Below are 25,433 nucleotides of genomic sequence, written 5' to 3'. Positions count from 1 at the left end.
CATGTCCGATTCCATCACCATCCGCCCGATGAAATCCGCCGACGAGGCAGAATGGCGCCGTCTCTGGACAGGGTATCTGGAGTATTATGAGACTTCGGTCACAGAAAAAGTGTACCAAACCACCTTTGCCCGGTTGTTGTCCACGGATCACCCGGATCAGAATGGGTTTATCGCGCTTGAGAGCGACAAGGGGATCGGCCTCGTGCATTACATCTATCACCCGCATAACTGGCGAGTGGATCATGTCTGCTACCTGCAGGATCTCTATGCCGACCCGTCCGTTCGTGGCACCGGCGTGGGGCGCAAGCTGATCGAGGCTGTCTATTCACAGGCTGATGCGGATGGTCGTCCGTCAGTCTACTGGATGACGCAAGATTTCAATCATACCGGTCGACGGCTTTACGACCGGATTGGCAAATTGACACCGTTCATAAAATACACGCGCTAGAGGATGACAGTCTCACCGGTCGCAAAGGCCGTGCGAATGGCCGCCTCCATCGCGTCGAGCGCCGCGCCGGTTGCGCCGGGCGACCGCGCCAAAATGAGGTGAGAGCAGGGAGTTTCGCCGAAGCCATCGGCCGTCCCTAAGCGGCGCAAGTCACGCGTAAGGCTGTTTTCACCCAGCAGCCCGACGGCGATGCCTGCCTCGATCGCGGCAATGACACCTGCAACGCTCTGGCTGGAATAGACCACGCGGTAGGGTCGTCCTGCCGCGTCCAGTGCAGCAAGCGCCACGTCGCGCCACCAGCAAGCCTGATCAAAGAGTGCGACGGGCAGCGCATCGCTTGCTGGAAAATCGGCAAAGCGTGCTGTGGACCAACAGGTTTGCTCGCGCCTCAGCACGTCGGCGGAATGTTCTGGCTCTGCTGTCTCATACACGGCGATATCCAGTTTCGCGGCGGCCAGTGCATCGGGAAACCCGGCGCTGAGTGCACAGGTCACATCCAGTTCGACCATCGGATGCGATTGGGTGAATGCACCGAGGATACGGGTCAGGTATCCTTGCGTTTGGTCGTCGGGCAGCCCAATACGGAGCCGTCCATGCAGTCGGTCCGCGCTTAACCGGCGTAACGTATGGCTGAGGGTGCGGGTCACGTCGCGGGCCACCGGCAACAGTTCGCGACCTGTTGCGGTTAGGGTGATGCCGCGCCCGTGACGCTCGAACAGGGGATGGCCGACGATGTCCTCCAGCTTGCGTATTTGCAGGCTGACCGCGCTTTGCGAGCGGTGAATACGCATGGCTCCTTCGGTTACGCTGCCTGCCTCGGTCACGGCGAGAAAGCTGCGCAGAAGGTCGCTGTTAAGTTCAGTCATTGGAAAAACTCATATCTAATATCTGAATTACCCGTTTCACATATGGCGAGTTGCGGACGATACTCCAAGGGAAATCGCACCGGAGTTGCCAAATGTCCGACCAGACAGATCCAAAATCACGTTTTGCTGCGAAGTCGCTGCTGATTGGCGGAACATTGTTCATCTTGATGCTTTCGATCCTATTGTGGCCAGCACAGATGACGGAAATGGCGGCTTTCGTCTTTTGGGGGCTGGTCGCAGTCGCGCCGCTGGTGATTCCCGGAATCGTGTTGTCGGCATGGATCATGGCCAGTGGGGCGGATGCTCATATTGCCCGCGCGTTCGAAGGGCGAACGATACAAACCGTGATTGTTGCATCGGCAATCGGGGCAATTACACCGGTTTGCGGGGTCACAGTGCTGCCGTTGATGGCAGGGCTGCTGGCGGCGGGGATTCCGCTGGCACCGGTGATGGCGTTCTGGCTGTCATCGCCAGTCACAGACCCGGCAATGCTGGCGACGACAGTGGCAACTCTGGGCTTGGGCTTTGCGGTGGGCAAGACGGTGGCGGCTTTTGGTCTCGGCCTGTGGGGGGGCGCGATCACCGCACTCTTTGCGCGACGCGGCTGGGCGGTGTCGGCGCTACGACAGAACCGGTTCGTGGGATCTCTGGCCCAGCGTCAATGTTGCGCGCCAGCCTCTTATCAGGCGGCAATCTGGCGTAGCGCCGCCCGGCGTGCGCACTTCTGGCAGATTTGCCGCGCAACGACTCGTCTGATCCTGATCTGCCTGATTCCCGCCTTTGCTGCCGAATACGCGCTGAACGCGGCATTGCACCCAGCGGCGCTGACGGCGTATGTGGGCGCTGACGTCTGGTGGGCAATCCCCTTTGCCACGCTCGTGGGTGCACCGGCCTATCTGGATGGGTATGCGGCGCTGCCGCTGACTCGTGGGCTGCTGGACCATGGGATGTCACCGGGGGCGGCGATGGCATTTCTGGTTTCCGGCGGTGTCGTCAGCATCTGGGGCGCGATGGCGATTTTTCCGGTGCTGCGGCTGCCGCCCTTCCTGCTATATCTGGCGCTGGCGGTCAGCGGATCACTGGCGGCGGGCTATGTGTTCGACTGGGTGATGGGTTAGCTGCGTCAGTCGCCTTCTGCCTCACGCGCAAGCAATTGTCGGTAAGTGTAGGATGTCTCGATTTCCCCTTCGGACCCGATCACGAAGCGCGGGTCGACCTGCATGCAGCGCACGGCGCAGAGCTGGCTGACGACCATATCAGTGGTGTCCACATACCAAAGCCGCCCACCCGGCGTAGCAACGTAGCCGTCGATACCCTCTTCTTCGTCGGCTTCGATGTCGATGACGGTGGGCACTTCTGACCATGCGCCGGCGTCATACCCCGCATGTGTGTGCCACGATGCGAGCACCTCCAGTGCGTCAGGCCACACTGGCGTACATTCGTCGCGCTTGCCACGGATGGACGGGCCACTGGCCAGACGCCCGGCGGCATCGCGTCCCAGATAACCGCAATACTCCCGGTTCTCCGCAATTGATTTCGCCTGAACACTTGCCAGAACCGACTTTGCAAAGGCGATTTCAGTATTGTCCTGCGCAGCAACCGAACTGGTCGATGCCATTACGCTGGTGACGAGCAAGAATTTCATTGGCACCTTTGGCTGCTGTCGCTGCTGGACATTCGGGTGATCCTGCGTTGGTTTTCACCAACGCGCAAGCGCGCTAAGCTGCGCACGACACATCAAGGAGACGCGTGCATGACTATTCATATCGGTGCGGAGCCGGGCGATATCGCCCCGACGGTGCTGATGCCGGGCGACCCCAAGCGCGCCGAATGGGCCGCACAGAGGTTTCTGGACAATGCGCGGCAGGTGAATGCAGTACGAGGCATGTCCGGCTACACCGGGACGTGGCAGGGGCACCCGGTCACGATTCATGGCAGCGGAATGGGCATGGCATCACTGAGTATTTATGCCAATGAGCTGATCCGCGATTTCGGCGCCACCACCCTGATCCGCATTGGGTCATGTGGAGCGATGCAACACGATGTGAAGCTGCGCGATGTGATCTTGGCGATGACGGCCAGCAGCATCAGCACGCCTTCGTCTAACATGCTGCGCGAGTTGAACTTTGCGCCCTGCGCCGATTGGGGGCTGCTACGGGCAGCCGTCCACGCGGCCGAAGCGAAGGGAAGCACCCCGCATGTGGGAGGCATCTATTCGTCGGATACGTTTTATGACGAGCGCGCGGATCTGACCGAGGCACTGACCCGCCACGGTGCACTGGCAGTCGAAATGGAGACGGCCGAACTCTACACTGTAGCAGCCCGGTATGGTGTGCGGGCGTTGGCGGTGCTGACGGTATCGGATCATCTGATCACGGGCGCTGCGCTGGATTCGGGAGTGCGTGAGAGCAGCTTTGGCGAGATGGTGGAGATTGCGCTGGGCGCGGCATTCGGTGCCGAGGCAGTGACATAGCGGCGCTGCGCAATTGGACACTTGCCAAACGGGACAGGCGGCATAGGTTGCGGACATGCCCTATGAATGGTCCCCTCAGGCAATCGGATCACCGCTGACACGGCTGGATTTGTGGCCGCACCGATCATTGCCCCGGCGCGGTTTCGCCGGGTTTATGGTGGTGACCTGTGTGATGATCTCATTGCCACTGTTTGCGCTCTTGGGCACAGTATTGCTGTGGGGTTTGCTGCCGTTTGTGGCCTTGGCCGTTGCTGGCCTATGGTGGGCGCTGCAACGCTCCTATGCCAGCGGCAACACGCACGAGGTGCTGTTCATGGATGCGGATGCAGTGCGCCTGACTCGCACCAACCCGCACGGCGATGTGCAGGAATGGGACTGCAACAGCTATTGGGCGCAGGTAAACATGTACCCTACCGGGGGGCCGGTCGCACATTACCTGACGCTCAAAGGGCGCGGGCGCGAAGTGGAAATTGGCGCATTCCTGTCCGAAGATGAGCGCAGGGCGCTATACCCAGAAATCAAGAACGCGCTCCAACTGGCACGCGTAGCGCGCTGAGATAGAGGCCGCCGGGCCTGCTATCTTCGTCTTTCGACGTTCTTGAAATACTAAAGTTGAGCAGGCACCAGTCAGGCACCTTGGCAGAGACGGTCCTTAACCCGAGGGCCGACCGCGCCAAAATCGATCTGGCCGGTATAGTTCTGCTTTAGCAGACCCATCACCTTGCCCATGTCGCGGATCGACGTTGCACCGGTCTCAGAGATTGCCTTGTCGACCGCGTCTGAAACTTCGTCTTCGTTCAACTGGCGGGGCAGAAATTCGTCGATCACTGCCACCTCAGCGCGCTCGCGTTCGGCCAGATCGATCCGGCCGCCTTCTTCATAGGCGCGAACCGATTCCTGACGTTGCTTGGTCATCTTTCCAAGGATGGCGAGCACTTCTGCGTCGCCGACGCCATCATCACTGCCGCTGCCGCGCGCGGCGATATCCTGATCCTTGATGGCGGCGTTGATCAACCGCAAGGTTGCCAGACGACCAGCATCCTTGTCTCGCATAGCCTGCTTCATGGCCGTATTGACCCGGTCACGCAATGTCATGTTGTGTTCTTCCCTCGAACTGAGAGCGCCGCGCGCCTAAATGGGGGACCGCCGAGTGAGTGGTTTGCGGCAGTCATAAGCATGGTGTTCTATATAAATTGAAGTCGCCTTGCAACATCCGGTGACATGCCATGCGTGGGTGCCGTAACGTCGCCCTGAACGCAGGGTAAAATTCCGATGGCGGGCGCATAGCTTGGCCGAAATGATTGTCTTAACCTTACTTTTGATGTTGCCTGACGTCGTCAATGTGGCTGAGCGCGACCTTGCAAAAGGATTCGATGATTCTGTGATTGCGCTCGCTCCGTCAGGTAGGCCAGATAATAGTTAGTTTTGACCTTGGCGTCTGCAATCGGAATGGCGCGCAGGTTGGGGTGGGCCACAAATTCGAAATCGGCGACAAATCCGATGCCCAAGCCCTGTTCGACGGCTTTCCAGATCGCTTCGCGGCTATCCATCTCCAGCACGGTTTTGACGCTGATTCCGCGATTTTGCAGCTCGTTTTCGATAGCGATGCGCGTTGTTGATCCCGTTTCGCGGCGCACAATTCTCTCGCCTTCAAGCTCTGATATGGAAATGCTGTCGCGTTGAAAGAAGGGATGCTGGGAATGCACAAAAGTGACGACGTCATGCACGCTGTAGGGCAGGGTTGTCACCCGGTCATCCTGTGGAACCTCGGCGATGATACCGACATCCGCATCAAATGACAGGATCCGCTCAAAGCAGCGAGACGAGTTGCCGAAACGCACCTCGACGTCGATCAGGGGGTATTTTTGCTTGAACGCCACGATCATGTCAGTGGCGTGAAACGGTCCGACTGCGGCCAGATTCAGCGTGCCTGAATGAAATCCCATGAACGTATCAAGCAGATTTTCGGCATCCCGTTCGGCCTGCGTCAATCTGGATGTAATTTCAAAGAGTTCATGGCCTGGAACCGTCAGGCGGATGTCGCGCCCGATCCGGTTGAACAGTTCTACGCCATAGCGCTGTTCCAGCGCTTTGACCTGAGTGGAGAGTGTCGGCTGGCTGATGTTGAGCACTTTGCCTGCCCGAGAGAAGCCATTGTGTTTTGCAACCGCGTGAAAAGAGCGAAGTTCTGATCGTAGCATAGCCTCAGTATATGGATGCTATGCAAACAATCAATTTGTTAAATGCATTTCGTAGCGACAAACTGTCATTCAACCCCGCAAAACCGGGTGCAAGTTGCGCAAGAGGAATCATATGTGGACATACAGTAATCCGGTAAATGTCATCTTTGGTACCGGCGCGTACAGCAAGCTGGCTGACCTGATCGGGGGACGGCGCTATGCGCTGGTAACCTACCCCGAGCCGCCATTTGCCGAACTCGCGCAACGCATCGAATCTGTGGCAGGTAAACCTGTCCTGACGATCGACGATGTCGCGCCAAACCCCGATTACACGCTGCTCGAAGAGCAAAGCGGCAGATTTGCTGATCTGGCCGAGCCGATCGATGTGATCGTTGCGGTTGGTGGCGGTTCGGTTATCGATTCGACCAAGGTCTTTGCCGCCGCGGGAGGAAATTTTGGTAATGTCGCCCGCTTTTTAGAGACTAAGGCAGGGGAGGATGCATTGTCATTCCTGCCTATCATTGCAGTGCCAACGACGGCCGGAACCGGTAGCGAAGTGACATGTTGGGCCACGGTCTGGAACGAAGACAAGGGCAAGAAATATTCGCTCGCGCATCCTGAACTCTATCCCGAAACCGCGCTAGTCGATCCCGAACTGATGCTAGGCAAGCCTCTGGGTCTGACGCTGGCCACGGGGCTGGACGCATTATCGCACTCGCTGGAGAGCATATGGAACGTTAACGCGAACCCCGTGTCGGCGCGCCACGCCGTCGCGGCATCAAGGCTGATCATGGACGCCTTGCCGCAACTGGTGCGAGACCCCGGCAATCTGGATCTGCGCACTGATATGGCCGAGGCATCGCTATGTGCCGGATTGGCCTTTTCCAATACCAAGACTGCGATTGCTCATAATCTGTCCTATCCGATCACACTGGGATGGGGGGTGCAGCACGGTATTGCCTGTTCCTTTACCTTGCCCACGGTTCTGCGGTCCGTCATCGGTATCGGCGGGTTTCGCGAGGCCGCACTGAACGAGATTTTCGGCACGGACCTGAATGCGGGAGCAGATCGCCTGACCCAGTTTCTGAGCGATCTGGGTATCGGCGCGCGATTTGCCGATCACGGCATCCCGGCGGACAAATGCGCCGACATTATCGACGAAGCATTTGCCGGCGAACGCGGCAAGAACTTTGTCGGAACCAAGGACAACTTCATCGCGGCGGCACAACAACAGAATGTCATCAGATTGTCAGCCGCGTGAAACATAAGCCGGGAACAACCCGGCACTTCCCATCCAACCCAAGGAGAAAAACATGAAACTGACCAACGTAATAAAGACGGCGATATCCACGATGGCCATCGCGGCAGCCGGAATCGCCAGTGCGGAAGAGTGCAAAAATCCCGATGTTCTGCGGTTTTCGATGATTCCGACCGAAGAAACGACGCAGGAACTGTCACTGTATCAGCCGATGGTGAACCAGCTGAAAGAAGCCACAGGAAAAAATGTCGAGTTTTTCCTGCCCACATCTTACGCGTCGGTGGTCGAAGCGATGTTGGGTGGGTTTGTCGATATCGGGATGCATGGTCCCTATTCCTATGTAATCGCACAGGAAAAAGACCCAACACTGCAAGTTTTCGCCACCTACGCCAAACACAAGGGCCACTTTCAGGAAGAAGGCCCCGGCTATAAGGCCGTTTTGGTATCGCGCGCCGATTCCGGTATTTCCAAGGTCGAGGACCTGAAGGGCACCGTTGTTGGTCTGACTGATCCGGCATCGACCTCAGGCAACCTGCTGCCGCGGGTTTCGTTCACGAAAGTGATCGGTGAGGATCTGGAGGATCACTTTAGCCGCGTCGTCTATACCGGCGGCCACGACTTGTCGGCCATTGCGGTGATCGAAGGTCAGGTTGATGTTGCGTTTGTTGCGACCCACCGTCTGGACAATGTGATTGACCGCGGTTTGGCCACAATGGAAGACTACCAAGTGATCTGGTCCTCTCCGGTCATTCCACAGGATCCCTTCGTCGTGTCGGGCAAGCTGTGCGATGAGCTGGTCGAGCAAATCTCGTCCGCGTTCCTGACGCTGAGCGACAGCGAAGAGGGCAAAGAATACCTCAAAAACGTTAACGCCAGCAAATTCGTTGCGATGACGGACGCGGATTACGACATCATCCGCGATCTGAAGGCCGCGAAAGATGCCAAAAAGTAAATGAAGATCAGGCGCTGATCCGCAGCCATGCGGGTCAGGCCACTTGAGGGGAGGAGAAACCATGGCCGTATTGACCGTAAAAGACCTGAAAGTGCGCTATAGCGCGAAAGGACCGGAGATCCTTAAAGGTATCGACTTCGAAGTCAAAGACGACGACTTTCTTGCGATCATCGGCCCCAGCGGGGCGGGTAAATCCACGCTGATCCGCTGTGTGAACCGGCTGGTCGAGCCATCGGGTGGCAGCATTCATTTGCTGGGCGAGGATGTATGTAGTCTGAATCCAAGGGCGCTGCGCAATCTGCGCCGGAATGTCGGAATGATCTTTCAGGAGTTCAACCTGATCAACCGTATGTCTGTAATGGATAACGTGCTGTCCGGGCGGCTGGGTTACACCGGCAACCTAAGGTCCTTCTTCCGCGCGTTCTCAAAAGATGACGTGCAGCAGGCGCTTTACTATCTTGATCGGGTGGGGCTGAGCGACCATATCAACAAACGTGCCGACGAGTTGAGCGGCGGCCAGAGACAGCGTGTCGGTATCGCGCGCGCCCTGATGCAGGCGCCCAAGCTGCTGCTGCTGGACGAGCCGACATCGGCACTCGACCCCAAGATTTCGCGCGAAGTCATGGCATTGATCCGTGATATCGCGCTCGAACTGAAAGTACCGGCCCTATGCAACATCCACGATGTGCAATTGGCCAAGGAATTCTGTAACCGGATCATCGGCCTGCAAGACGGCTACAAGAAATTCGACGGGGCGACCGAAACGCTGCGCGATGCCGATCTGGACGACATCTATGCGATGGAGGTCCTCTGATCATGGCCGCCACAGATGTTAATCCTGCTGCGCTGAGCCTACAGAGCGAGCTGCGGCGCAAGCGATTCACGAAGATGGGCCTGATTTGGGGCGTCATCCTGATCTTTATCGCGTGGTGCGTCCACGGAACGATCGTCGAAGATACTGATTGGTCGCGGATCGGTGGGCGTAGCGGTGTGCTGGCCTCAATGGGGCGCTACTTTACGCTTGATCTGGGCCTGTTTTCCGAGCTGCTCATCCCCACGTTAGAAACGTTTATGATGGCCTGTGTCGGTACGGTGTTGGGCTGCTTCTTTTCCCTGCCGGTGGCATGGCTTGGGGCGGCGAACGTGACCCCGAGCAAAATGATCCTCTATCCCGTCGGTCGTTTCCTGATGGTGCTGAGCCGCTCGGTTCACGAGATCGTCTGGGCGCTGATCTTTGTCAGTGCCGTGGGTCTGGGCGCGCTTCCGGGTATTCTGGCCATCGCCATGCGGTCCGTCGGGTTCATCTCGAAAATCACGGCCGAGGCGATCGAGAATATCGACGCCAAGCCGGTCGAGGCTATCCGCGCGGTAGGCGGCAACCAGTTTCAGGTGATGTATTACGGCATTCTGCCGCAAATTTATCCAGTGGTGCTGGCGACCGTCATTTTCGAATGGGACATCAACATCCGCCGCTCTGCGGTCATGGGGTTGGTTGGTGCCGGCGGGCTGGGGCTGTTGTTCTTCCGTCAGATGAACAGCTTCAACTATGGCGGCGTGTCGATGGTGATATTGGCCATCCTGATGCTGATCATTCTGGGCGAGGTGATCTCGCACTATTTGCGCAAAGCAGTGATCTGAGGAGATGGCTATGACCGAACAAATTCCCGCGCCACGCACCTCTGAACTGCCCAAGTGGTCACGCTACAAATATCCGGAATCGTTGATAAAACACGGCACATTGTTGATTGTTCTGCTCTTTCTGGGCTATTCCCTGCACTTCCTGAATGTGGATATCGGCCTGCTGATCGGCGCATTGGGGCGCTTCGCCGGTGTCGTCAGCGACCGTTACTATCCACCCGATCTGGAATATGTGCTGGATCGCGGATACCTTGAGGCGATCCTGGATACCTTGCAGATGTCGTTTCTGGGGGGATTTGCCGGGGTTCTTCTGGCCATTCCTCTGGCTTGGTTTTCGGCTTGGAATGTATCACCCAACCGTCGCATTCTCTTTCCGGTTGGTCGTCTCGGGGTCATCTCTTGCCGCGCCATCCACGAAACCATCTGGACGATCCTTTTTGTGTCGGTCCTTGGGTTCGGGATGCTGGCGGGGGTCAGCGCCCTGACGATGTTCTGCATCGGTTTCGCAGGCAAGCTCTTTTCGGATGAGATTGAAGCGATTGAGATGGGTCCGGTTGAAGCAATGCGCGCCGCAGGGGCCAACCCGTTTCAGGTGTTCATCTTTGCGGTGGTTCCGCAGGTGCGCGTCGCCTTTACCGGGATCGCGATCTACACATGGGACGTGGCCTTTCGTGCCGCCACGGTCGTCGGTTTCTTTGGCGGCGGCGGTATGGGCTGGTACCTCAAGCGGAATGTGCAGCAGTTGGAAAACCTGCGGGTGGCTGCGATCATTCTGTCCATCATTGCGATGGTGCTGGTGGCCGAATTCATCTCGGGCTGGCTGCGCGCGGCAGTGAATCGTGCCAAGTAGCCATAGCAAAACATAAAATTCGGCTCGCATGTCAGAATGCGCAGCCTCACTGAAAAAGGAACCCCTATGTCGATTATTTCTCCTGTTATCGCGAATGATCGTGATTATGCTTTGCCGAAGGTTTGTGCGATAGCGATTTGCCTTGATGGTTGCGAGCCTGCGTATCTTGAGGCTGCGATAGCGGATGGTTTGATGCCGCATCTGGCGCGGATGCGTCGAGAGGGGACGGATCGGCTGGCGCATTCGGTGATTCCTTCGTTCACCAACCCCAATAACCTGAGCATCGCGACGGGGCGTCCGCCGATTGTGCACGGGATTTGTGGCAATTTCCTTTACGATCCGGAGACGGGCGAGGAAGTGATGATGAACGATGTGCGGTTCTTGCGTGCACCGACGGTATTTTCGGCCTTTTACGAGGCCGGGGCGCGGGTGGCGGTGGTCACTGCCAAGGACAAGCTGCGTGCGCTTCTGGGCGCGGGTTTGCGGTTTGACGAGGATCGGGCGAAGTGTTTTTCGGCAGAGAAATCAGACACATCGACGGCGGCTGAACACGGGCAGGAAGCGGCGAGCAAATGGCTGGGCATGGCGCAGCCCGAGGTCTATTCGGCGGAATTGAGCGAGTTTGTCTTTGCCGCGGGCGTCAAGCTGTTAACGGAATGGAAACCGGACGTGATGTATCTGACCACGACCGACTATGTGCAACACAAATACGCGCCCGACGACGCACAGGCCAAGGCGTTCTACGAGATGTTCGATAAATACCTCGGGCAGCTGGATGCGCTGGGGGCGGCCATCGTGGTGACCGCTGATCACGGGATGAAGCCCAAGCATGATGCACAGGGCGATCCCAAGGTGATCTATGTGCAGGACCTGCTGGACGACTGGCTGGGCGCGGCGGCGGCGCGGGTGATCCTGCCGATCACCGACCCTTATGTGGTGCACCACGGCGCGTTGGGGGGCTTTGCCACGGCCTACCTGCCCGCAGGGGCGGACCGCGCGGATATCATCGCGCGGCTGGCGCAGCGTGACGAACTGCTGGAGGTCATCGGCAAGGAAGAAGCGATCGAGCGGTTCGAGTTGCCGGGTGACCGGATCGGCGATATCGTGATGATATCAACTGAGAACATGACCATCGGCACATCTGCGCATCGCCACGATCTGGCCGCGCTGAACGAGCCGCTGCGCAGCCATGGCGGGTTGACCGAGCAAGTCGTGCCATTCATCTGCAACCGTGTGATCGACCTGCCGAGCAAGCCGGAGTTGCGTAATTTCGACGCGTTTTTCTACGCCACGGCGGCGGCGGCCCTGTGATGGGGTCTTTGGTAACGCTTTGGCAAGCAATGGCGCGTAAGGATGGGGGGACACGATGAGCAAGACGGAGATCCGGCATGAAGGCATGCGCATTGGCGGTGAGGTGGTGTTCACCGACGATGTGATAGAGGTGACATATCCCTACACGGGCGAGGTGATCGGCACGGTGCCCGCGGGCACGGCCGAGCATGCGGCGCGGGCGTTCCAGATCGCGGCTGACTATACGCCAAAGCTCAGCCGGTACGAACGCAGCCAGATCCTGCAACGCGCAGGTGAACTGATCGGCGAGCGGCGCGAATATCTGGCCAAGTGGCTGGTGCTGGAACTGGGCATCTGCCACCAGCACGCGATCTACGAGACCAAGCGCGCGCAGGATGTGTATCAGTTCGCGGCGATGCAGGCGCTGAATGACGATGGCGAGATCTTCAGTTGCGATCTCACGCATAACGGCAAGGAGCGCAAGATCTTTACCAAGCGCGAGCCGGTGCGGGCGATCTCTGCGATCACGCCGTTCAACCACCCGCTGAACATGGTCAGCCACAAGATCGCGCCGTCGATCGCCACCAACAACTGCATGGTGTGCAAGCCGACCGAACTGACCCCGCTGACGGCGATCGCGCTGGCGGACATCCTCTATGAGGCAGGGCTGCCGCCCGAGATGTTCCAGATCGTGACCGGCCTGCCGGGCGACATCGGCGAAGAAATGATGGTGAACGATCATATCGACATCATCACCTTTACCGGCGGTGTGCCGGTGGGCAAGCTGATCGCGTCCAAGGCGGGCTATAAACGTCAGGCGCTGGAACTGGGCGGAAACGACCCGCTGATCGTGTGCAATGATCTGAGCGACGCCGATCTGGACCGCGCTGCGACCATCGCGGTGGCGGGCGCCACCGGCAACTCCGGTCAACGCTGCACCGCGATCAAGCGTATCCTGGTGCAGCAAAGCGTGGCGGACCGGTTTGTGCCGCTGGTGCTGGAGAAAGCGAAGAAGATCAAGTTCGGCGACCCGCAGGACCCCGCGACCGAACTGGGCTGCGTGATCCACGCGCAGGCCGCGGAAGTGTTCGAGAACCGTGTGCTGCAGGCCGAGAAGGAAGGCGCGCAGATCCTCTATCATCCCGGCCGTCAGGGCGCGCTGTTGCCGCCGATCGTGGTCGATCACGTGCCCCACGCCAGCGAACTGGTGATGGAGGAAACGTTCGGCCCGATCATCCCCATCGTGCGTGTCCCCGACGACGACGCCGAGGTGATGGCCATCTCCAACGGCACCCAGTTCGGCCTCAGCTCGGGGGTGTGCACCAACGATCTGAACCGCGCGATCGCCTATATCAACGGGCTGGACGTGGGCACCTGCAACATCTGGGAACAACCCGGCTACCGGATCGAGATGTCCCCCTTTGGCGGCATCAAGGACTCGGGCAACGCCGTCAAGGAAGGCGTCATCGAGGCGATGAAGTTCTTTACCAACGTCAAGACATACTCCCTGCCTTGGCCCAATTGACATTCCCCTCATTTTCTCCCGAAACTGCGGGGCTCACAAAACGAGCCCCGCCATTTTTTTAACTGAGGTGTAAAACACTTAAATGTTGGTCCTTTCCTTTCTGACCCAGCTTTTTGGCGCGACGATGCTCCTGCTCTTCGCTGTCCGAATGGTGCGGACCGGAATTGAACGGGCATTCGGAGCGCGATTCCGTCGGTTGGTAACGTCGACGCGCGGCCCCACGCGATTGGTGCCGATTGGTGTGATGCTGGCCATCGTACTGCAAAGTTCGGCTGCGGTGACATTGCTGGTGGCGGGGTTCGCGGCCGGCGGGGTGATCGGGTTCGTACCGGGGATCGCTCTGGTTCTGGGCGGTGATCTGGGTTCGGCGCTGCTTATTCAGGTGCTGTCGCTAAAACTGGATTGGCTGGCGCCTGTGCTGCTGATGGTGGGCGGGATACTATTTCTCAAGACCGAACGCCGGTCTCTGCGACAGGCTGGCCGGATCATTCTGGGGATCGCACTGATCCTGTTGTCGCTTGATCTGCTGCGCAACACCATGGAACCCATTCGTGACAGCGCCTTCTTGCCGTCCATGTCGGCCTATCTGGAGCGTGATTACCTGACGGCCTTCATGGTTGGGGGCGCGCTGGCCTTTGTCATGCACTCCTCGGTTGCGGCCATCCTGATGTGTGTCACTGTCGTGGCAATCGGCGCGTTGCCCTTTGCCGTCGGTGTATCGCTGGTGTTGGGGGCAAATTTGGGCTCTGCCCTGATCCCGGTGTGGCTGTGTCGTGGTTTTCCCGCCGAGGCACGACGCATCCCCGTCGCCAATTTGGTCATTCGCGGTGCAGCGGCGCTGTGTGCCCTTTTTGTGTTGAATGGGCTGCACATTCCGTTTTGGCATCAGGGGGCGCAGGATGCGCAGCAACTGGTACTGCTGCATATCGGGTTCAATGCGTCTCTGTTGATCACGCTTCCATTTTGCGGGTGGCTGGAAAAGCCGATGGCGGCCTGTCTACCGATGCGTCGCGCCGCTGATGGGGATCATGGTAACCCCGCTTTCCTCTCCGTTCTAAAGGACAACACAGTGCCACCAGCGCCGCAGGCATTGGCCAATCTGCGACGCGAAGTCCTGCGCATGGCTGGCATCGTTTCAGATATGTTTGGCCCGGTCATCACGATCTACGCCGAGCCGGACCCCGACAGGGTCAAGCGGATTACCGAACGGGACGAGGTGGTCAATGTCGCGCTGGACGGCGTGCGCAGGTATGCGTCCGCGCTGCCTGCTGACGACTTGACGCGTCAACAACGCAGGGACCTCAGAGCATTGGTGGACTACGCGATCGCGTTGGAGGCAGCGGGTGATATCATCGTCAAGCGACTGCTGCCGCTTGCAGAGGAGATGCACGAAGACAGTCAGAGGTTCAGCCCCGCAGGCCGTGCGGAGCTGGAGCAAATTCACGCCAGCGTGATGGAAAACCTCAAGCTTGCCACCAATATCCTGATCAGCCGGGATGTCGAAAGTGCCCGTGCGCTTCTGGAAGGCAAGACCGAGATGAAGCGGCTGGAGCGCAACAGCCGCAAGCAGCATCTTAAGCGTCTCAGCCAAGGGGATGTCGACAGCTTTAGCACAAGCGATAAGCATGTTGAGACGGCGTATCTGATGAAAGAGTTCAATTCGTGGATCGTTACGGTCGCGCATCCGATTCTAGAGCGAGAGGGAGAGCTGCTCGAATCCCGTCTGGCAAAGCCGCCAGCGGCAGGGCATCCCGCAAAATAGCGTTTCCACTAACCGCTGCGCTACCTCTTGACCCCCTCGGGTGACGACCGTAGGTATGCGCAGATTTGCCTGCTCGCGTCACAATCTGGAGAGCCGCCCATGGTCGATACTTCCCAGTCACACCCCACCGCCTGTCTTGCGCTTGCGGATGGTACCGTCTTTTACGGGCGCGGTTTCGGGGCAACCGGCGATACGGTTGCAGAACTGTGTTTCAACACCGCGATGACCGGTTACCAAGAGATCATGACCGACCCCAGCTATGCCGGGCAGATCGTGACATTTACCTTCCCCCATATCGGCAATACCGGGGTGAATGCGGATGATGACGAAACGGCAGATCCGGTGGCCGAAGGCATGGTGGTCAAATGGGATCCGACCGAGCCGAGCAGCTGGCGCAGCACACAGACGCTGGGTGACTGGCTGGCGCGGCGTGGGCGCATCGCGATCGGGGGTGTTGATACACGCCGTCTGACACGCGCGATCCGACAACAAGGTGCACCGCATGTGGCGCTGTCACATGATCCGACAGGTAACTTCGACATCGGCGCACTGGTTGAAAAAGCGCGCGGTTTTGCCGGCCTCGAGGGGGTGGATTTGGCAAAAGGTGTCACCTGTGCACAATCGTACCGCTGGGACGAAATGCGATGGGCGTGGCCCGATGGGTATCCGCGTCAGAGTCAGCCCAAATACAAGGTTGTCGCGGTGGATTACGGCGCCAAACGCAATATTCTGCGGTGCCTTGCCAGCGCGGGATGCGATGTGACCGTGCTACCCGCAACAGCGACGGCTCAAGATATTCTGGCGCACAAGCCGGATGGTGTGTTTCTGTCCAATGGTCCCGGCGACCCGGCAGCGACAGGCAAATACGCGGTACCTATGATTCGCGGTGTGCTGGATGCGGACCTGCCGGTTTTTGGCATTTGTCTTGGCCACCAGATGCTGGCGCTCGCGCTGGGTGGCCGGACCGTCAAGATGAACCACGGGCATCACGGGGCGAACCATCCGGTCAAAGACATGGAAACGGGTAAAGTTGAAATCACGTCGATGAACCACGGGTTCGCGGTGGACAGTCAGAGCTTGCCCAATGGTGTGGTCGAGACGCATGTTTCGCTCTTTGATGGATCGAATTGCGGTATCCGTATGAAGGATAAGCCGGTGTTCTCGGTCCAGCACCACCCAGAGGCCAGCCCCGGACCACAGGACAGTTTCTATCTGTTTGAGCGCTTCGCGGCGTCGATGGGCGCTACCTGAACCAAACAAGCAGCCTGGGCGCAGTGTCCTGATTGAATTGGAGGAAACATGTGCCGCGTCCTTGCCTATATCGGGTCAGAAATACCGCTCGACAGTCTGCTTCTTGAACCGCAAAACAGCTTGGTCAACCAGAGTCTGGACCCGGAGCTTCACCCAGACCTGCAGTTGGCAGGTTGGGGTTTCGGGGCCTGGAGCCAACATCTGCTGAAACCGGATGAACCGTTTCTCTATCACAGGCCCAAAGCGGCCTTTTATGACGACAATGCCAAGGGCATCATACCGAGCCTTCAGGCGAATACCCTCCTCGCTCATGTAAGAGCATCGGGCTACGATTCCAGCGTCGTTCAGACCGACGAAAATTGCCATCCTTTTTCCTTTGATGGAACGCCCTGGATCATCGCCCAAAATGGCGCTTTGCCGAACTGGCGGAGATTGCAGCGGGAACTCTTGCCACATTGCGAGGATCGCTATCTTCGGCAGATGCGGGGCACCACCGACACGGAATTCCTGTACGTTTTGCTTCTCTCGCTGCTCAAGGGAGATGGTGATGATGACGTCCAAGAGGGGTTCGAGAGGCTTCTGGAGGTTATTCTTCAGGCAATGAAGACGCTTAATCTGACTGCACTGACCAAGCTGAAGATCGCCCTGGTCGCTCCGGGCCGGATCATCGGGGTTAACTACGGCTGTGGGCACGAAGGAAAAACGAACGTTGCCGGCGACTGGAAAGAACTGCGGAACGAGGATATGGCACTTTCGATGCTGCTGGAGCCGATGTATGTTTTGACTGGGAAAAATTTCCAAGATCACGCGAACTCGTACGAAGTCGATACCTGTCCTGAGGATGAGGCAACATGCGCCTTTTTCGCGTCTGAACCGCTGACCGAAGATGGCGATGCGTGGCTGAACATCGAATTTGGTGAAATCATTTTCCTAGAGAAAAAGGGCGATACCATTTCTAAAAAGGTCAGAACACTGAACGGATGAAGACACGGACCAAAGCGTGTCCTTGCACATCCTGTTCGCTGAGTAGGGCAATGATGAATGGCTGATCGCTACCGGAACTTCGCAGAACTCGACGCCAGTGCGCAGTCGGAGACCGACTATCGCATCAGGATCGATGATCGCGATACATCGGTCGTGATCCTTGCACCGCACGGTGGCACCATAGAGCCTGAAACAGCTGAAATCGCGGAGGCGATCGCGGGGCAGGACTTTTCCTTCTATGCTTTTGAGGCGCTGACGCCCGGCGCACATGGCGATTTCCACATCACCTCTCACCGTTTCGACGAACCACGGGCCGTTGAGCTTGTTGGCAAGTCGCGGATCGCCGTCGCGATTCACGGACGCAGAGACGACGGAACCGACATCGTATGGCTGGGGGGAAGAGCGACCGATCTGCGCGATGCCATCGGCGCGTCACTGGACGAGGTCGGCTTCGCGGCAGAACCCAACAGGACGCTACCGGGCATCCACAAGATGAACATCTGCAACCGGACGCGCAGCGGTGAAGGAGTGCAGCTCGAACTTCCCAGATCACTGCGCCGCAAGTTAGCGGCTGACCGGAGTGTTTTGGAGGCTTTCTGCGCTGCGACACGAAAGGCAATCTTGTCTGCGTTTGAAAGTTGAATGCCCACTCGCCCCAGTTCAAGGTTCGCGCAGTACTAGAACGCTGATGCGGGGTGGAAGCGCAAACCGGCGGTGGTTTAGAAGATGGCCACGATCCGGTGCATCATTGAGTTACTGACGCGACAGATAAATCGGCAGGTCATTCATCCAAACGAAACCACTGCCGATACAGCGCGGCAAAAAAAGACCCGGTCAGCGAGGCGGACCGGGTCTTAGCATGTTTTGTTGGCCGTTCGGATCAGGCTGGCAGAGCCGCCTTGGCCTGGTCGACGATTGCGGCGAATGCCGCCGGTTCGTGTACAGCCAGATCAGCCAGAACCTTGCGGTCCACTTCGACGCCTGCCAGCGACAGACCATTGATGAAGCGGCTGTATGTCAGCGCCTCGTCATGGCTGCGCACCGCGGCGTTGATCCGCTGAATCCACAGCGCGCGGAAGTTGCGCTTGCGGTTCTTGCGGTCGCGGGTCGCGTACTGGTTGGCCTTGTCGACAGCCTGTGCGGCCACCTTGAAGGTGTTCTTGCGGCGGCCATAGTAACCTTTGGCGGCCTTGATGACTTTCTTGTGACGGGCGTGGGTAACAACCCCACCTTTAACGCGTGCCATTGATCAAATTCCCCCTAATCAGCGTGCGTAAGGCATCATCGGTTTGATGATACCTTCGTCGGCTTTGCACAGCGTGGTGGTGCCGCGCGCGTTACGGAGAAATTTATTGCTGCGTTTGATCATGCCGTGCTGCTTGCCCGCTTGGGCGGCTACGACACGGCCACTCGCCGTTACTTTGAACCGCTTTTTGCAGCTCGACTTGGTCTTCATCTTGGGCATTTCCGGCTCCTTTATGGTCGTCGGTCGAAAACGCGCGACTCGGCATGCCACTTAGGCCGGACGCGCGGGTGAAGTGTGGCGTATAAAAGGGGCGGGCGGTTAGCGCAAGAGGGAATACGGGCCGCTTGCGTTTCTACATCCCCCGCACTGGCCAGCGCCCCGGTTCGGCGAGTGTCAGCGGATAATGCTGGCCACGACGCGGACAAATGCGTTGGGGATTTCCTCAACCCTGAATTCACCTGGTGTTTGCTGAATCGCATACACCACCAGACATCCTGCTGCGATCAGAACCACGGCGGCAACGCGTGGTGCGCGTCCTTCGGAGAAGGCCGAAACGATTGAAGGGACAGAAAAGACCATAAGCACTATGCCGATAACCAGTATCAGGTCGGTATTCATCTTGGCGCTACTCCCATCAACGGGCGTTTGCAGCCCACTGCGATACGCTAGCCCGGATCGGTGGCGTAGATCAAACTTTCCTGACAAGGTGCGACACGCAAAATATTGGTGGTACCCGGCACATTGAAAGGCACGCCGGCTGTAACCACGATCTGATCCTGCGTCGTGGCATAGCCTTGGGCGCGCGCGGCGCGCGCTGCATTGATCACGGCCAGCTTGAAGCGGTCCAATTCTTCGGTCATCACCGTATTCACGCCCCAGCTAAGTGCCAGTCGACGGGCAGTGCCCAATACTGAGGTCATTGCGATGATCGGAACGCGCGGGCGTTCGCGCGCGGTGAGTAGTGCGGTGGTGCCGGACTGTGTGAAACAGCATATCGCCTTGATGTCTGTGGTCTCGGCTATTTCGCGGGCGGCAGCCACGATACCGTCGGCTACACTGGTACGGGTTGCCGTGCGAGATGCCTCAATGATCTGGGTGTAGGTCGGATCGTCTTCGACCTCGCGGGCAACGTTATCCATCGTCGTGACGGCCTCGATCGGATAGTTGCCCGCGGCACTTTCGGCCGACAACATGATCGCATCTGCGCCTTCATAGATCGCGGTAGCCACATCACTGACTTCGGCGCGGGTGGGCACCGGACTCTCGATCATCGATTCCAGCATCTGGGTGGCGACAATCACCGGCTTGGCCGCCGCGCGACAGGCGCGTACCAAGCGTTTCTGGATCGGCGGGACGTTCTGCACCGGCAGTTCTACCCCCAGATCGCCGCGCGCGACCATGATTCCGTCAGACGCCGCAAGGATGCCGTTGAAACGGGTCACAGCAGAGGGTTTTTCGATCTTGCTGAGGATCGCGGCGCGCCCACGCGCCAGATCGCGGGCCTCGGTTACGTCTTCGGGACGCTGCACAAAGCTGAGCGCGAGCCAGTCGACGCCCAGTTCGCAGACAAATTCCAGATCCTTGCGGTCTTTTTCCGACAGTGCCGCCAATGGCAATTCCACGTCAGGAACGTTGACACCCTTGCGGTTCGAGATTGTCCCGCCCACGATCACTTCGCAATTGGCATGATCAGGACCACAGTCGGAGACACGCAGACGGATCTTGCCATCATTGACCAGCAACGTTGCGCCCTGTTGCAGGGCAGCGAAAATCTCTGGATGCGGCAGGCATACCCGTGTGGCGTTGCCCTCGGCCTCGTCGAGGTCGAGGCGGAACATTGCGCCTACTTCCAGTTCTTCTTCGCCATTGGCAAAGGTGCCGACGCGCAGCTTTGGTCCCTGAAGGTCAGCCAGAATCGCAATCGGACTGTTCAGGTCTTTTTCGATCTGGCGGATAATACAATGTTTTTCCCGGATGGAATCATGTTCGCCATGGCTCATGTTCAACCGGAACACATCTGCACCTGCCTCGTGCAGGGCGCGGATGGTTTCATAGTTCTCAGACGCGGGGCCGAGCGTGGCGACGATCTTGACGTTGCGGTGGCGCCTCATGCGGTGGTGTCCTCTCAGTCGTTTTGGATGTGATACCGTTAACGCTAACGGGGTGCCAGTGATTTCCAGCAGTTTGTTGCGTTGCCGGAACATTGCGCCTAGACGGTGAGCAACGAAGGTGACACCTGAATGACCTATCATCCATTTGAAATTATCGGCAAGCACCGACCGGCGCGCTGGCTGATCACCTGTGACCATGCCAGCAACACTGTGCCAGAGTTCGTGAACGGCGGTGATCTCGGCGTCGCGCCCGAAGACATGGCACGTCACATCGCGTATGACGTGGGCGCTGCTGGTCTGGCGCTGGCCTTGGCCGAGGCGCTTGATGCGCCTGCGATCCTCAGCAATTTTTCGCGACTGGTGATTGACCCCAACCGGGGCGAGGACGATCCGACCCTGTTGATGAAGCTATATGACGGCACCATCATCCCCGGAAATCGTCATGCGGATGAGGCCGAACGCGAGGCGCGTCTGAACGCGCTGCATCGCCCCTATCACACGGCGCTGGCAGAGCTTTGCGCGCGCCGCGACGATACGGTGGTCGTGTCTGTCCACAGTTTCACACCGCAGTTCAAGGGACGCCCGCCTCGCCCTTGGCACGTTGGGCTGCTCTATGCGGCCGATGCACGTCTGGCAAAGCCGCTGCTCGCACGGCTGCGGATCGAGCCGGATTTATGCGTGGGCGACAATGAGCCATATTCAGGACACCTGCCCGGAGACAGTATTGCCCGGCATGCGATTGCGTATGAGCGACCCAATATCCTGATCGAACTGCGCAATGATCTGATCGCTATTGAGGCGGACCAGATCGCATGGGCGCAGCGTCTAGCGCCGATGATGATTGAGGCCGCAGAGACCGCCAACGTTTGACCCGACCCGGAGTGTGCAATGCCCCATGTAATGATCGACCATTCCGATGATGTCGGAAATACCGAAGCGTTGAACGGGCTATGTCAGGCCGTTTTCGATGTGCTGGCCACCCATCCGTCAATCCCGAATGCACAAGCGATCAAGGTCCGCACGCTCGCGTCGGGTGCTCATCGTCTGGGATCAGAGCCGCAGAGCTATGCCCACGCCACTCTATTGTTGCTTCCAGGGCGTTCGGCAGAGGTGAAGGCCGATCTGGCAAACCGGCTATTGCAGGTTCTGAGTGATATGCTGCCACAAGTTGGAAGCCTGTCTGTCAATCTGGACGATCTTGACCCCGCTTACGCCAAGCGGGTTCTGTAAAATATATCGCCGCCCTATATGAAGCCCAATACGCCTACACCAAGGAGATGCAAAATGGACGATCAAACCCGTACCGAGCTAGAAGCCGCCGCATTCCGCACCTTGCGTGCGCATCTGATGGAAAAGCGCACCGATGTGCAAAACATCGATATGATGAATCTTGCTGGGTTTTGCCGCAATTGTCTGAGCCGCTGGTACCAAGAGGCGGCCAATGAGCGGGGCATCGAGATGGATAAGATCGAAGCGCGCGAGATTTTCTACGGCATGACCATGGCAGAGTGGAAGGCCAATTATCAGACCGAGGCCACGGGCACGCAGCAAGAAGCGTTTAAAACAGCATTTGCCGAGAACGTTGGCGAAAAAAGCTGAACTGTCGGATTTTTCCGCCGGTGCAACGGTCAGCGCGGGCGGTCATCTGCGATCAGCCTCAAATCGCCGATTTCACACTCTCATCCAGATAAATCTCGCGCAGTCGCTTTGCCACCGGCCCCGGTGTGCCGTCACCTAAAACTACGCCGTCGATCTCGACCACTGGCATAACAAAGGCGCTGGCCGAAGTGGTGAACGCCTCGTCTGCCGCTTGCGCCTCTTCAATCGTAAAGCTGCGCTCCTCAATCTCCATCTGTGCCTCGCGGGCAAAACGCAACACGGCGGCGCGGGTAATGCCATGCAGGATGTCATTGCTGAGTTGGCGGGTGATGATCTTGCCGCCCTTGACGATATAGGCGTTGTTTGACGTGCCTTCGGTCACATGGCCGTCCTCGACCAGCCACGCATCGTCACAGCCGGCCTTCTTGGCCATCATTTTCCCCATCGACGGGTAGAGCAACTGCACCGTCTTGATATCGCGGCGACCCCAACGGATATCCTCGATCGAGATGATCTTGGTTCCGGTTCTCGACTGCGCGCTATCTGCCAGACCGGGCTTTGATTGAGTAAAGAGAACCACTGTGGGTTCGGTCGTGTCAGGGTCAGGGAACACGAAATCACGGTCGCCGTCACTGCCGCGGGTGATTTGCAGGTAAATCAGGCCCTCGTCGATTGCGTTGAGGCGCACCAGTTCGCGATGCACTTCCAGCAAATCATCAAAGCAGGCGGGTTTTTTCATATCCAGTTCGTTCAGGGATCGCTCCAGCCGTTTGGCGTGCCCCGCGAAATCGATCAGCTTGCCGCCCAGAACGCTGGTCACCTCATAGACGCCATCGGCCATCAGGAAGCCACGGTCAAAAATCGAAACGGTAGCTTCGGCTTCTGGCAGGTAGTCGCCATTCACGTAAACGGTGCGGGTCATCTCAGATCTCCTTAACCCCAGAGCGCGGCGCTCGGTGGGTGTACGCCATGGGCGTCGAACATTAGCGGTGCATCCCGGTCTTCGGCCAGAAGCAAGGGGCCGTCAAGGTCCGTGATCATCGCACCCTGTGCCACCAGAGTTGCCGGCGCCATTGCAAGAGACGAGCCGATCATGCATCCGACCATCACCTGATAACCTTCGGACAGTGCCGCGCTACGCAGTTCCAGCGCTTCGGTTAACCCGCCGGTTTTGTCCAGCTTGATGTTCACGACGTCATATTTACCCTTGAGGTTGGGCAGGCTGGCGCGGTCATGGCAACTTTCGTCAGCGCAGACCGGCACTGGACGATCCATCCCGATCAACGCATCGTCGTCACCTGCTGGCAGCGGCTGTTCGACCAATGCCACACCCAGCCGGACCAGATGCGGCGCGAGGTCGGCATAGACCTCTGCCGACCAACCTTCGTTGGCGTCGACGATGATGGTTGCATCCGGTGCACCTGCGCGCACGGCTTCGAGCCGGGGCATGTCGTCCGGTGTCCCCAGCTTGATCTTGAGCAGGGGGCGGGATGCGTTCTTGGCCGCCTGAGCCTGCATCGCAGCGGGGGTGTCCAGAGATAGGGTATAGGCGGTGATCTCAGGTCCGGGTGCGGGCAATTCCGCCAATTCCCAGACCCGTTTTCCTGCGCGCTTGGCCTCCAGATCCCACAGCGCGCAATCCAACGCATTGCGTGCCGCACCTGCTGGCAACGCATAAAGACCAGCACGGTCCACTGATCCGCTGACGCTCTCAATCTGAGCGGTCACGCTCTCCAACGTCTCACCGTAGCGTGCATAGGGTACGCATTCGCCCCAACCTTGGTGAATGCCGTCGCTGATACGCACGGTCAGCACTTTCGCTTCGGTTCGTGAGCCGCGTGAAATCGTAAAGACCTGCGCCAGTTTGAAGACATCCGGAGTGACGGTGATTTGCACGTCTTTGGCCCTTCTTCTTTGTATAAAACATCCGCCGGAGGCATCGGTCAGATGCCCCCGCGCGTGTCGTCAGATCACAGGGCGATCAGCGCGTCCACCAGAACATCGGATCCGAACCGATAAGGATCCGTCGCGGGCAAGCCCATGCGCGACGACACTTCAGACAAATAGGAACGCGCATCGTCTTCGGTCATGTGCTGCGTGTTGACGGAAATACCGACCACCTTGCATTCAGGGTTGGCGACTTGGGCCAGCGGCAGTGCGGTATCGCGGAGCTGCTCCAACGAAGGCAACGTGTAGCCCGGCAACCCTCGCATGTGCGCGCGAGTCGGTTCGTGACACAGGATCAGCGCATCTGGCTGCCCGCCGTGGATCAATGCCATGGTGACACCGGAATAGCTGACATGAAAAAGGCTGCCTTGCCCCTCGATCATGTCCCAGTGGTCATCGTCGTTATCTGGTGTCAGGTATTCAATGGACCCGGCCATGAAATCGGCGACCACGGCGTCCAGCGGGACACCATGGCCGGTGATCAGGATGCCGGTTTGGCCAGTGGCACGAAAGGTCGTCTTCATCCCGCGCTCTGCCATGTCGCGCTCCATCGCCATGGCGGTATACATCTTACCAACAGAACAGTCGGTACCAACAGCAAGACAGCGTTTGCCGCTGCGCTTGACGCCGTTGGCGATAGGATAGCCAACCGTCGGCACGCGTACGTCATGCAATGTGCCGCCATAGGTCTGCGCGGCGGCGACCAGATCGCCCTCGTCACGCAACAGGTTATGCAGGCCGGCAGCCAAATCATAGCCCATCTGCAACGCCTCAATCAGCACTTCTTTCCAGGCCGCACTGATCACGCCACCCCGGTTGGCGACACCGATCACCAGTGTCTTGGCCCCGGCCTCGCGCGCCGCGGCCAACGTCATGTCGGTCAGGCCCAGATCGGCACCGCATCCGTCTAGCCGAATTTGGCCGACTGCATTTTCAGGGCGCCAGTCGCGGATACCTATGGCAACTTTGGCGGCAAGCATGTCGGGCGCGTCGCCCAAGAAGAGGAGATATGGTGTTTCGATCATGGCAGTCGTCCTTGGCGGGAATCAATTC

General features: G+C 58.5%; 29 protein-coding genes. 18 read left to right on the top strand and 11 right to left on the bottom strand.

The features are described 5' to 3' along the window. Position 1: 1 nt before the first annotated feature. A complete protein-coding gene (locus N7U68_RS09840) occupies positions 2-448 on the top strand; it encodes a GNAT family N-acetyltransferase (RefSeq protein WP_263048994.1) in 447 nt (148 codons plus the stop codon). On the opposite strand, the gene N7U68_RS09835 is transcribed toward N7U68_RS09840, so the two are convergent. Next, the gene (locus N7U68_RS09835; RefSeq protein WP_263048993.1) at positions 445-1,314 is read right to left on the bottom strand and encodes a LysR substrate-binding domain-containing protein; all 870 of its coding nucleotides are present in this window, start codon (positions 1,312-1,314) and stop codon (positions 445-447) included. The two genes, N7U68_RS09840 and N7U68_RS09835, sit on opposite strands and share 4 nt — an antisense overlap. 92 nt (positions 1,315-1,406) lie before the next feature. On the opposite strand from N7U68_RS09835, the gene N7U68_RS09830 reads away from it, so the two are divergent. After that, positions 1,407-2,432, top strand: a complete 1,026-nt coding sequence (locus N7U68_RS09830; RefSeq protein WP_263048992.1) for a permease — start codon at positions 1,407-1,409, stop codon at positions 2,430-2,432. 5 nt (positions 2,433-2,437) lie between these two features. Here N7U68_RS09830 and N7U68_RS09825 read toward each other — a convergent pair whose 3' ends face one another. Next, positions 2,438-2,959 carry a DUF4329 domain-containing protein gene (locus N7U68_RS09825; protein ID WP_263048991.1) on the bottom strand — a complete coding sequence of 174 codons (522 nt, stop codon included), beginning with the start codon at positions 2,957-2,959 and terminating at the stop codon, positions 2,438-2,440. Positions 2,960-3,067: 108 nt separating this feature from the next. Here N7U68_RS09825 and deoD point away from each other — a divergent pair, with 108 nt between their 5' ends. Both deoD and N7U68_RS09815 read left to right on the top strand, forming a co-directional pair. Beyond that, a complete protein-coding gene (gene deoD / locus N7U68_RS09820) occupies positions 3,068-3,787 on the top strand; it encodes a purine-nucleoside phosphorylase (protein WP_263048990.1) in 720 nt (239 codons plus the stop codon). Between the two features lie 55 nt (positions 3,788-3,842). Next, complete coding sequence (locus N7U68_RS09815) at positions 3,843-4,343, top strand: DUF2244 domain-containing protein (protein ID WP_263048989.1); 501 nt, start codon at positions 3,843-3,845, stop codon at positions 4,341-4,343. 71 nt (positions 4,344-4,414) lie between these two features. On the opposite strand, the gene N7U68_RS09810 is transcribed toward N7U68_RS09815, so the two are convergent. Further along, the gene (locus tag N7U68_RS09810) at positions 4,415-4,882 is read right to left on the bottom strand and encodes a GatB/YqeY domain-containing protein (RefSeq protein ID WP_263048988.1); all 468 of its coding nucleotides are present in this window, start codon (positions 4,880-4,882) and stop codon (positions 4,415-4,417) included. Positions 4,883-5,124: 242 nt separating this feature from the next. Then, entirely contained in the window at positions 5,125-5,988 is an 864-nt protein-coding gene (locus N7U68_RS09805; protein WP_263048987.1) for a LysR substrate-binding domain-containing protein, read from the bottom strand. 112 nt (positions 5,989-6,100) lie between these two features. On the opposite strand from N7U68_RS09805, the gene psrA reads away from it, so the two are divergent. The 11 genes from psrA (at position 6,101) to N7U68_RS09750 (ending at position 18,119) form a co-directional block, all read left to right on the top strand. Continuing rightward, positions 6,101-7,228 (top strand): iron-containing alcohol dehydrogenase PsrA, encoded by a 1,128-nt coding sequence (psrA, locus tag N7U68_RS09800; protein ID WP_263048986.1) that lies wholly within the window; start codon positions 6,101-6,103, stop codon positions 7,226-7,228. Between the two features lie 52 nt (positions 7,229-7,280). After that, a complete protein-coding gene (locus tag N7U68_RS09795) occupies positions 7,281-8,177 on the top strand; it encodes a phosphate/phosphite/phosphonate ABC transporter substrate-binding protein (RefSeq protein WP_263048985.1) in 897 nt (298 codons plus the stop codon). A gap of 61 nt (positions 8,178-8,238) precedes the next feature. Next, positions 8,239-8,991 (top strand): phosphonate ABC transporter ATP-binding protein, encoded by a 753-nt coding sequence (phnC, locus tag N7U68_RS09790; protein ID WP_165195977.1) that lies wholly within the window; start codon positions 8,239-8,241, stop codon positions 8,989-8,991. Positions 8,992-8,993: 2 nt separating this feature from the next. Next, entirely contained in the window at positions 8,994-9,815 is an 822-nt protein-coding gene (gene phnE, locus N7U68_RS09785; protein ID WP_206295699.1) for a phosphonate ABC transporter, permease protein PhnE, read from the top strand. Between the two features lie 10 nt (positions 9,816-9,825). Beyond that, a complete protein-coding gene (locus N7U68_RS09780; RefSeq protein ID WP_263048984.1) occupies positions 9,826-10,665 on the top strand; it encodes a PhnE/PtxC family ABC transporter permease in 840 nt (279 codons plus the stop codon). Between the two features lie 66 nt (positions 10,666-10,731). Continuing rightward, on the top strand, positions 10,732-11,976 hold the full coding sequence (gene phnA / locus N7U68_RS09775) for a phosphonoacetate hydrolase (protein ID WP_263048299.1): 1,245 nt from the start codon (positions 10,732-10,734) through the stop codon (positions 11,974-11,976). A gap of 55 nt (positions 11,977-12,031) precedes the next feature. Then, positions 12,032-13,480: a phosphonoacetaldehyde dehydrogenase gene (gene phnY, locus N7U68_RS09770; RefSeq protein ID WP_165192063.1), complete on the top strand. Its 1,449-nt coding sequence runs from the start codon at positions 12,032-12,034 to the stop codon at positions 13,478-13,480. Between the two features lie 82 nt (positions 13,481-13,562). After that, on the top strand, positions 13,563-15,242 hold the full coding sequence (locus tag N7U68_RS09765; RefSeq protein ID WP_263048983.1) for a Na/Pi cotransporter family protein: 1,680 nt from the start codon (positions 13,563-13,565) through the stop codon (positions 15,240-15,242). A gap of 99 nt (positions 15,243-15,341) precedes the next feature. Then, positions 15,342-16,493, top strand: a complete 1,152-nt coding sequence (gene carA / locus N7U68_RS09760) for a glutamine-hydrolyzing carbamoyl-phosphate synthase small subunit (RefSeq protein WP_165195983.1) — start codon at positions 15,342-15,344, stop codon at positions 16,491-16,493. Positions 16,494-16,541: 48 nt separating this feature from the next. Then, positions 16,542-17,477: a class II glutamine amidotransferase gene (locus N7U68_RS09755; protein WP_263048982.1), complete on the top strand. Its 936-nt coding sequence runs from the start codon at positions 16,542-16,544 to the stop codon at positions 17,475-17,477. 57 nt (positions 17,478-17,534) lie between these two features. Then, positions 17,535-18,119: a poly-gamma-glutamate hydrolase family protein gene (locus N7U68_RS09750; RefSeq protein WP_263048981.1), complete on the top strand. Its 585-nt coding sequence runs from the start codon at positions 17,535-17,537 to the stop codon at positions 18,117-18,119. Positions 18,120-18,357: 238 nt separating this feature from the next. On the opposite strand, the gene rplT is transcribed toward N7U68_RS09750, so the two are convergent. The 4 genes from rplT to pyk all read right to left on the bottom strand — a co-directional run bounded on the left by rplT (position 18,358) and on the right by pyk (position 20,834). Next, entirely contained in the window at positions 18,358-18,723 is a 366-nt protein-coding gene (gene rplT / locus N7U68_RS09745) for a 50S ribosomal protein L20 (RefSeq protein WP_165195987.1), read from the bottom strand. An 18-nt stretch (positions 18,724-18,741) separates the two neighbouring features. After that, positions 18,742-18,942 carry a 50S ribosomal protein L35 gene (rpmI, locus tag N7U68_RS09740; RefSeq protein ID WP_165195989.1) on the bottom strand — a complete coding sequence of 67 codons (201 nt, stop codon included), beginning with the start codon at positions 18,940-18,942 and terminating at the stop codon, positions 18,742-18,744. 174 nt (positions 18,943-19,116) lie between these two features. Further along, positions 19,117-19,341 carry a hypothetical protein gene (locus tag N7U68_RS09735; protein ID WP_165195991.1) on the bottom strand — a complete coding sequence of 75 codons (225 nt, stop codon included), beginning with the start codon at positions 19,339-19,341 and terminating at the stop codon, positions 19,117-19,119. Positions 19,342-19,388: 47 nt separating this feature from the next. Continuing rightward, on the bottom strand, positions 19,389-20,834 hold the full coding sequence (pyk, locus tag N7U68_RS09730; RefSeq protein WP_263048980.1) for a pyruvate kinase: 1,446 nt from the start codon (positions 20,832-20,834) through the stop codon (positions 19,389-19,391). A gap of 129 nt (positions 20,835-20,963) precedes the next feature. Here pyk and N7U68_RS09725 point away from each other — a divergent pair, with 129 nt between their 5' ends. From N7U68_RS09725 to N7U68_RS09715, 3 genes are read left to right on the top strand one after another with little or no spacing between them, the layout of a single operon-like run. Then, a complete protein-coding gene (locus N7U68_RS09725; protein WP_263048979.1) occupies positions 20,964-21,704 on the top strand; it encodes an N-formylglutamate amidohydrolase in 741 nt (246 codons plus the stop codon). An 18-nt stretch (positions 21,705-21,722) separates the two neighbouring features. Further along, positions 21,723-22,064 carry a 5-carboxymethyl-2-hydroxymuconate Delta-isomerase gene (locus tag N7U68_RS09720; protein ID WP_263048978.1) on the top strand — a complete coding sequence of 114 codons (342 nt, stop codon included), beginning with the start codon at positions 21,723-21,725 and terminating at the stop codon, positions 22,062-22,064. 54 nt (positions 22,065-22,118) lie between these two features. Beyond that, on the top strand, positions 22,119-22,433 hold the full coding sequence (locus tag N7U68_RS09715) for a DUF1244 domain-containing protein (RefSeq protein ID WP_165195999.1): 315 nt from the start codon (positions 22,119-22,121) through the stop codon (positions 22,431-22,433). 58 nt (positions 22,434-22,491) lie between these two features. Here N7U68_RS09715 and N7U68_RS09710 read toward each other — a convergent pair whose 3' ends face one another. The 3 genes from N7U68_RS09710 to dgcN all read right to left on the bottom strand — a co-directional run bounded on the left by N7U68_RS09710 (position 22,492) and on the right by dgcN (position 25,405). Next, the gene (locus N7U68_RS09710; RefSeq protein WP_165196001.1) at positions 22,492-23,355 is read right to left on the bottom strand and encodes a D-amino-acid transaminase; all 864 of its coding nucleotides are present in this window, start codon (positions 23,353-23,355) and stop codon (positions 22,492-22,494) included. Positions 23,356-23,366: 11 nt separating this feature from the next. Continuing rightward, on the bottom strand, positions 23,367-24,329 hold the full coding sequence (gene dgcA, locus N7U68_RS09705) for an N-acetyl-D-Glu racemase DgcA (protein ID WP_263048977.1): 963 nt from the start codon (positions 24,327-24,329) through the stop codon (positions 23,367-23,369). 74 nt (positions 24,330-24,403) lie between these two features. Continuing rightward, a complete protein-coding gene (gene dgcN, locus N7U68_RS09700; RefSeq protein WP_165196005.1) occupies positions 24,404-25,405 on the bottom strand; it encodes an N-acetyltransferase DgcN in 1,002 nt (333 codons plus the stop codon). Positions 25,406-25,433: the final 28 nt, after the last annotated feature.

Origin of the sequence: Roseovarius pelagicus (assembly GCF_025639885.1) — a bacterium.
GTDB lineage: Bacteria > Pseudomonadota > Alphaproteobacteria > Rhodobacterales > Rhodobacteraceae > Roseovarius > Roseovarius pelagicus.
The sequence above is the reverse complement of the archived record's forward strand: the minus strand, read 5'-3'. Positions and strand labels throughout refer to the sequence as shown.

Coding starts and splice junctions, on each gene's coding strand:
- N7U68_RS09710 (WP_165196001.1), bottom strand. CDS start 23,355: ATGACCCGCACCGTTTACGTGAATGGCGACTACCTGCCAGAAGCCGAA.
- phnY (WP_165192063.1), top strand. CDS start 12,032: ATGAGCAAGACGGAGATCCGGCATGAAGGCATGCGCATTGGCGGTGAG.
- N7U68_RS09805 (WP_263048987.1), bottom strand. CDS start 5,988: ATGCTACGATCAGAACTTCGCTCTTTTCACGCGGTTGCAAAACACAAT.
- N7U68_RS09720 (WP_263048978.1), top strand. CDS start 21,723: ATGCCCCATGTAATGATCGACCATTCCGATGATGTCGGAAATACCGAA.
- N7U68_RS09840 (WP_263048994.1), top strand. CDS start 2: ATGTCCGATTCCATCACCATCCGCCCGATGAAATCCGCCGACGAGGCA.
- dgcN (WP_165196005.1), bottom strand. CDS start 25,405: ATGATCGAAACACCATATCTCCTCTTCTTGGGCGACGCGCCCGACATG.
- N7U68_RS09825 (WP_263048991.1), bottom strand. CDS start 2,959: ATGAAATTCTTGCTCGTCACCAGCGTAATGGCATCGACCAGTTCGGTT.
- phnA (WP_263048299.1), top strand. CDS start 10,732: ATGTCGATTATTTCTCCTGTTATCGCGAATGATCGTGATTATGCTTTG.
- rplT (WP_165195987.1), bottom strand. CDS start 18,723: ATGGCACGCGTTAAAGGTGGGGTTGTTACCCACGCCCGTCACAAGAAA.
- N7U68_RS09735 (WP_165195991.1), bottom strand. CDS start 19,341: ATGAATACCGACCTGATACTGGTTATCGGCATAGTGCTTATGGTCTTT.
- N7U68_RS09715 (WP_165195999.1), top strand. CDS start 22,119: ATGGACGATCAAACCCGTACCGAGCTAGAAGCCGCCGCATTCCGCACC.
- N7U68_RS09755 (WP_263048982.1), top strand. CDS start 16,542: ATGTGCCGCGTCCTTGCCTATATCGGGTCAGAAATACCGCTCGACAGT.
- deoD (WP_263048990.1), top strand. CDS start 3,068: ATGACTATTCATATCGGTGCGGAGCCGGGCGATATCGCCCCGACGGTG.
- N7U68_RS09815 (WP_263048989.1), top strand. CDS start 3,843: ATGCCCTATGAATGGTCCCCTCAGGCAATCGGATCACCGCTGACACGG.
- rpmI (WP_165195989.1), bottom strand. CDS start 18,942: ATGCCCAAGATGAAGACCAAGTCGAGCTGCAAAAAGCGGTTCAAAGTA.
- phnC (WP_165195977.1), top strand. CDS start 8,239: ATGGCCGTATTGACCGTAAAAGACCTGAAAGTGCGCTATAGCGCGAAA.
- N7U68_RS09750 (WP_263048981.1), top strand. CDS start 17,535: ATGGCTGATCGCTACCGGAACTTCGCAGAACTCGACGCCAGTGCGCAG.
- N7U68_RS09835 (WP_263048993.1), bottom strand. CDS start 1,314: ATGACTGAACTTAACAGCGACCTTCTGCGCAGCTTTCTCGCCGTGACC.
- N7U68_RS09765 (WP_263048983.1), top strand. CDS start 13,563: ATGTTGGTCCTTTCCTTTCTGACCCAGCTTTTTGGCGCGACGATGCTC.
- pyk (WP_263048980.1), bottom strand. CDS start 20,834: ATGAGGCGCCACCGCAACGTCAAGATCGTCGCCACGCTCGGCCCCGCG.
- N7U68_RS09810 (WP_263048988.1), bottom strand. CDS start 4,882: ATGACATTGCGTGACCGGGTCAATACGGCCATGAAGCAGGCTATGCGA.
- phnE (WP_206295699.1), top strand. CDS start 8,994: ATGGCCGCCACAGATGTTAATCCTGCTGCGCTGAGCCTACAGAGCGAG.
- N7U68_RS09830 (WP_263048992.1), top strand. CDS start 1,407: ATGTCCGACCAGACAGATCCAAAATCACGTTTTGCTGCGAAGTCGCTG.
- psrA (WP_263048986.1), top strand. CDS start 6,101: ATGTGGACATACAGTAATCCGGTAAATGTCATCTTTGGTACCGGCGCG.
- N7U68_RS09725 (WP_263048979.1), top strand. CDS start 20,964: ATGACCTATCATCCATTTGAAATTATCGGCAAGCACCGACCGGCGCGC.
- carA (WP_165195983.1), top strand. CDS start 15,342: ATGGTCGATACTTCCCAGTCACACCCCACCGCCTGTCTTGCGCTTGCG.
- N7U68_RS09780 (WP_263048984.1), top strand. CDS start 9,826: ATGACCGAACAAATTCCCGCGCCACGCACCTCTGAACTGCCCAAGTGG.
- N7U68_RS09795 (WP_263048985.1), top strand. CDS start 7,281: ATGAAACTGACCAACGTAATAAAGACGGCGATATCCACGATGGCCATC.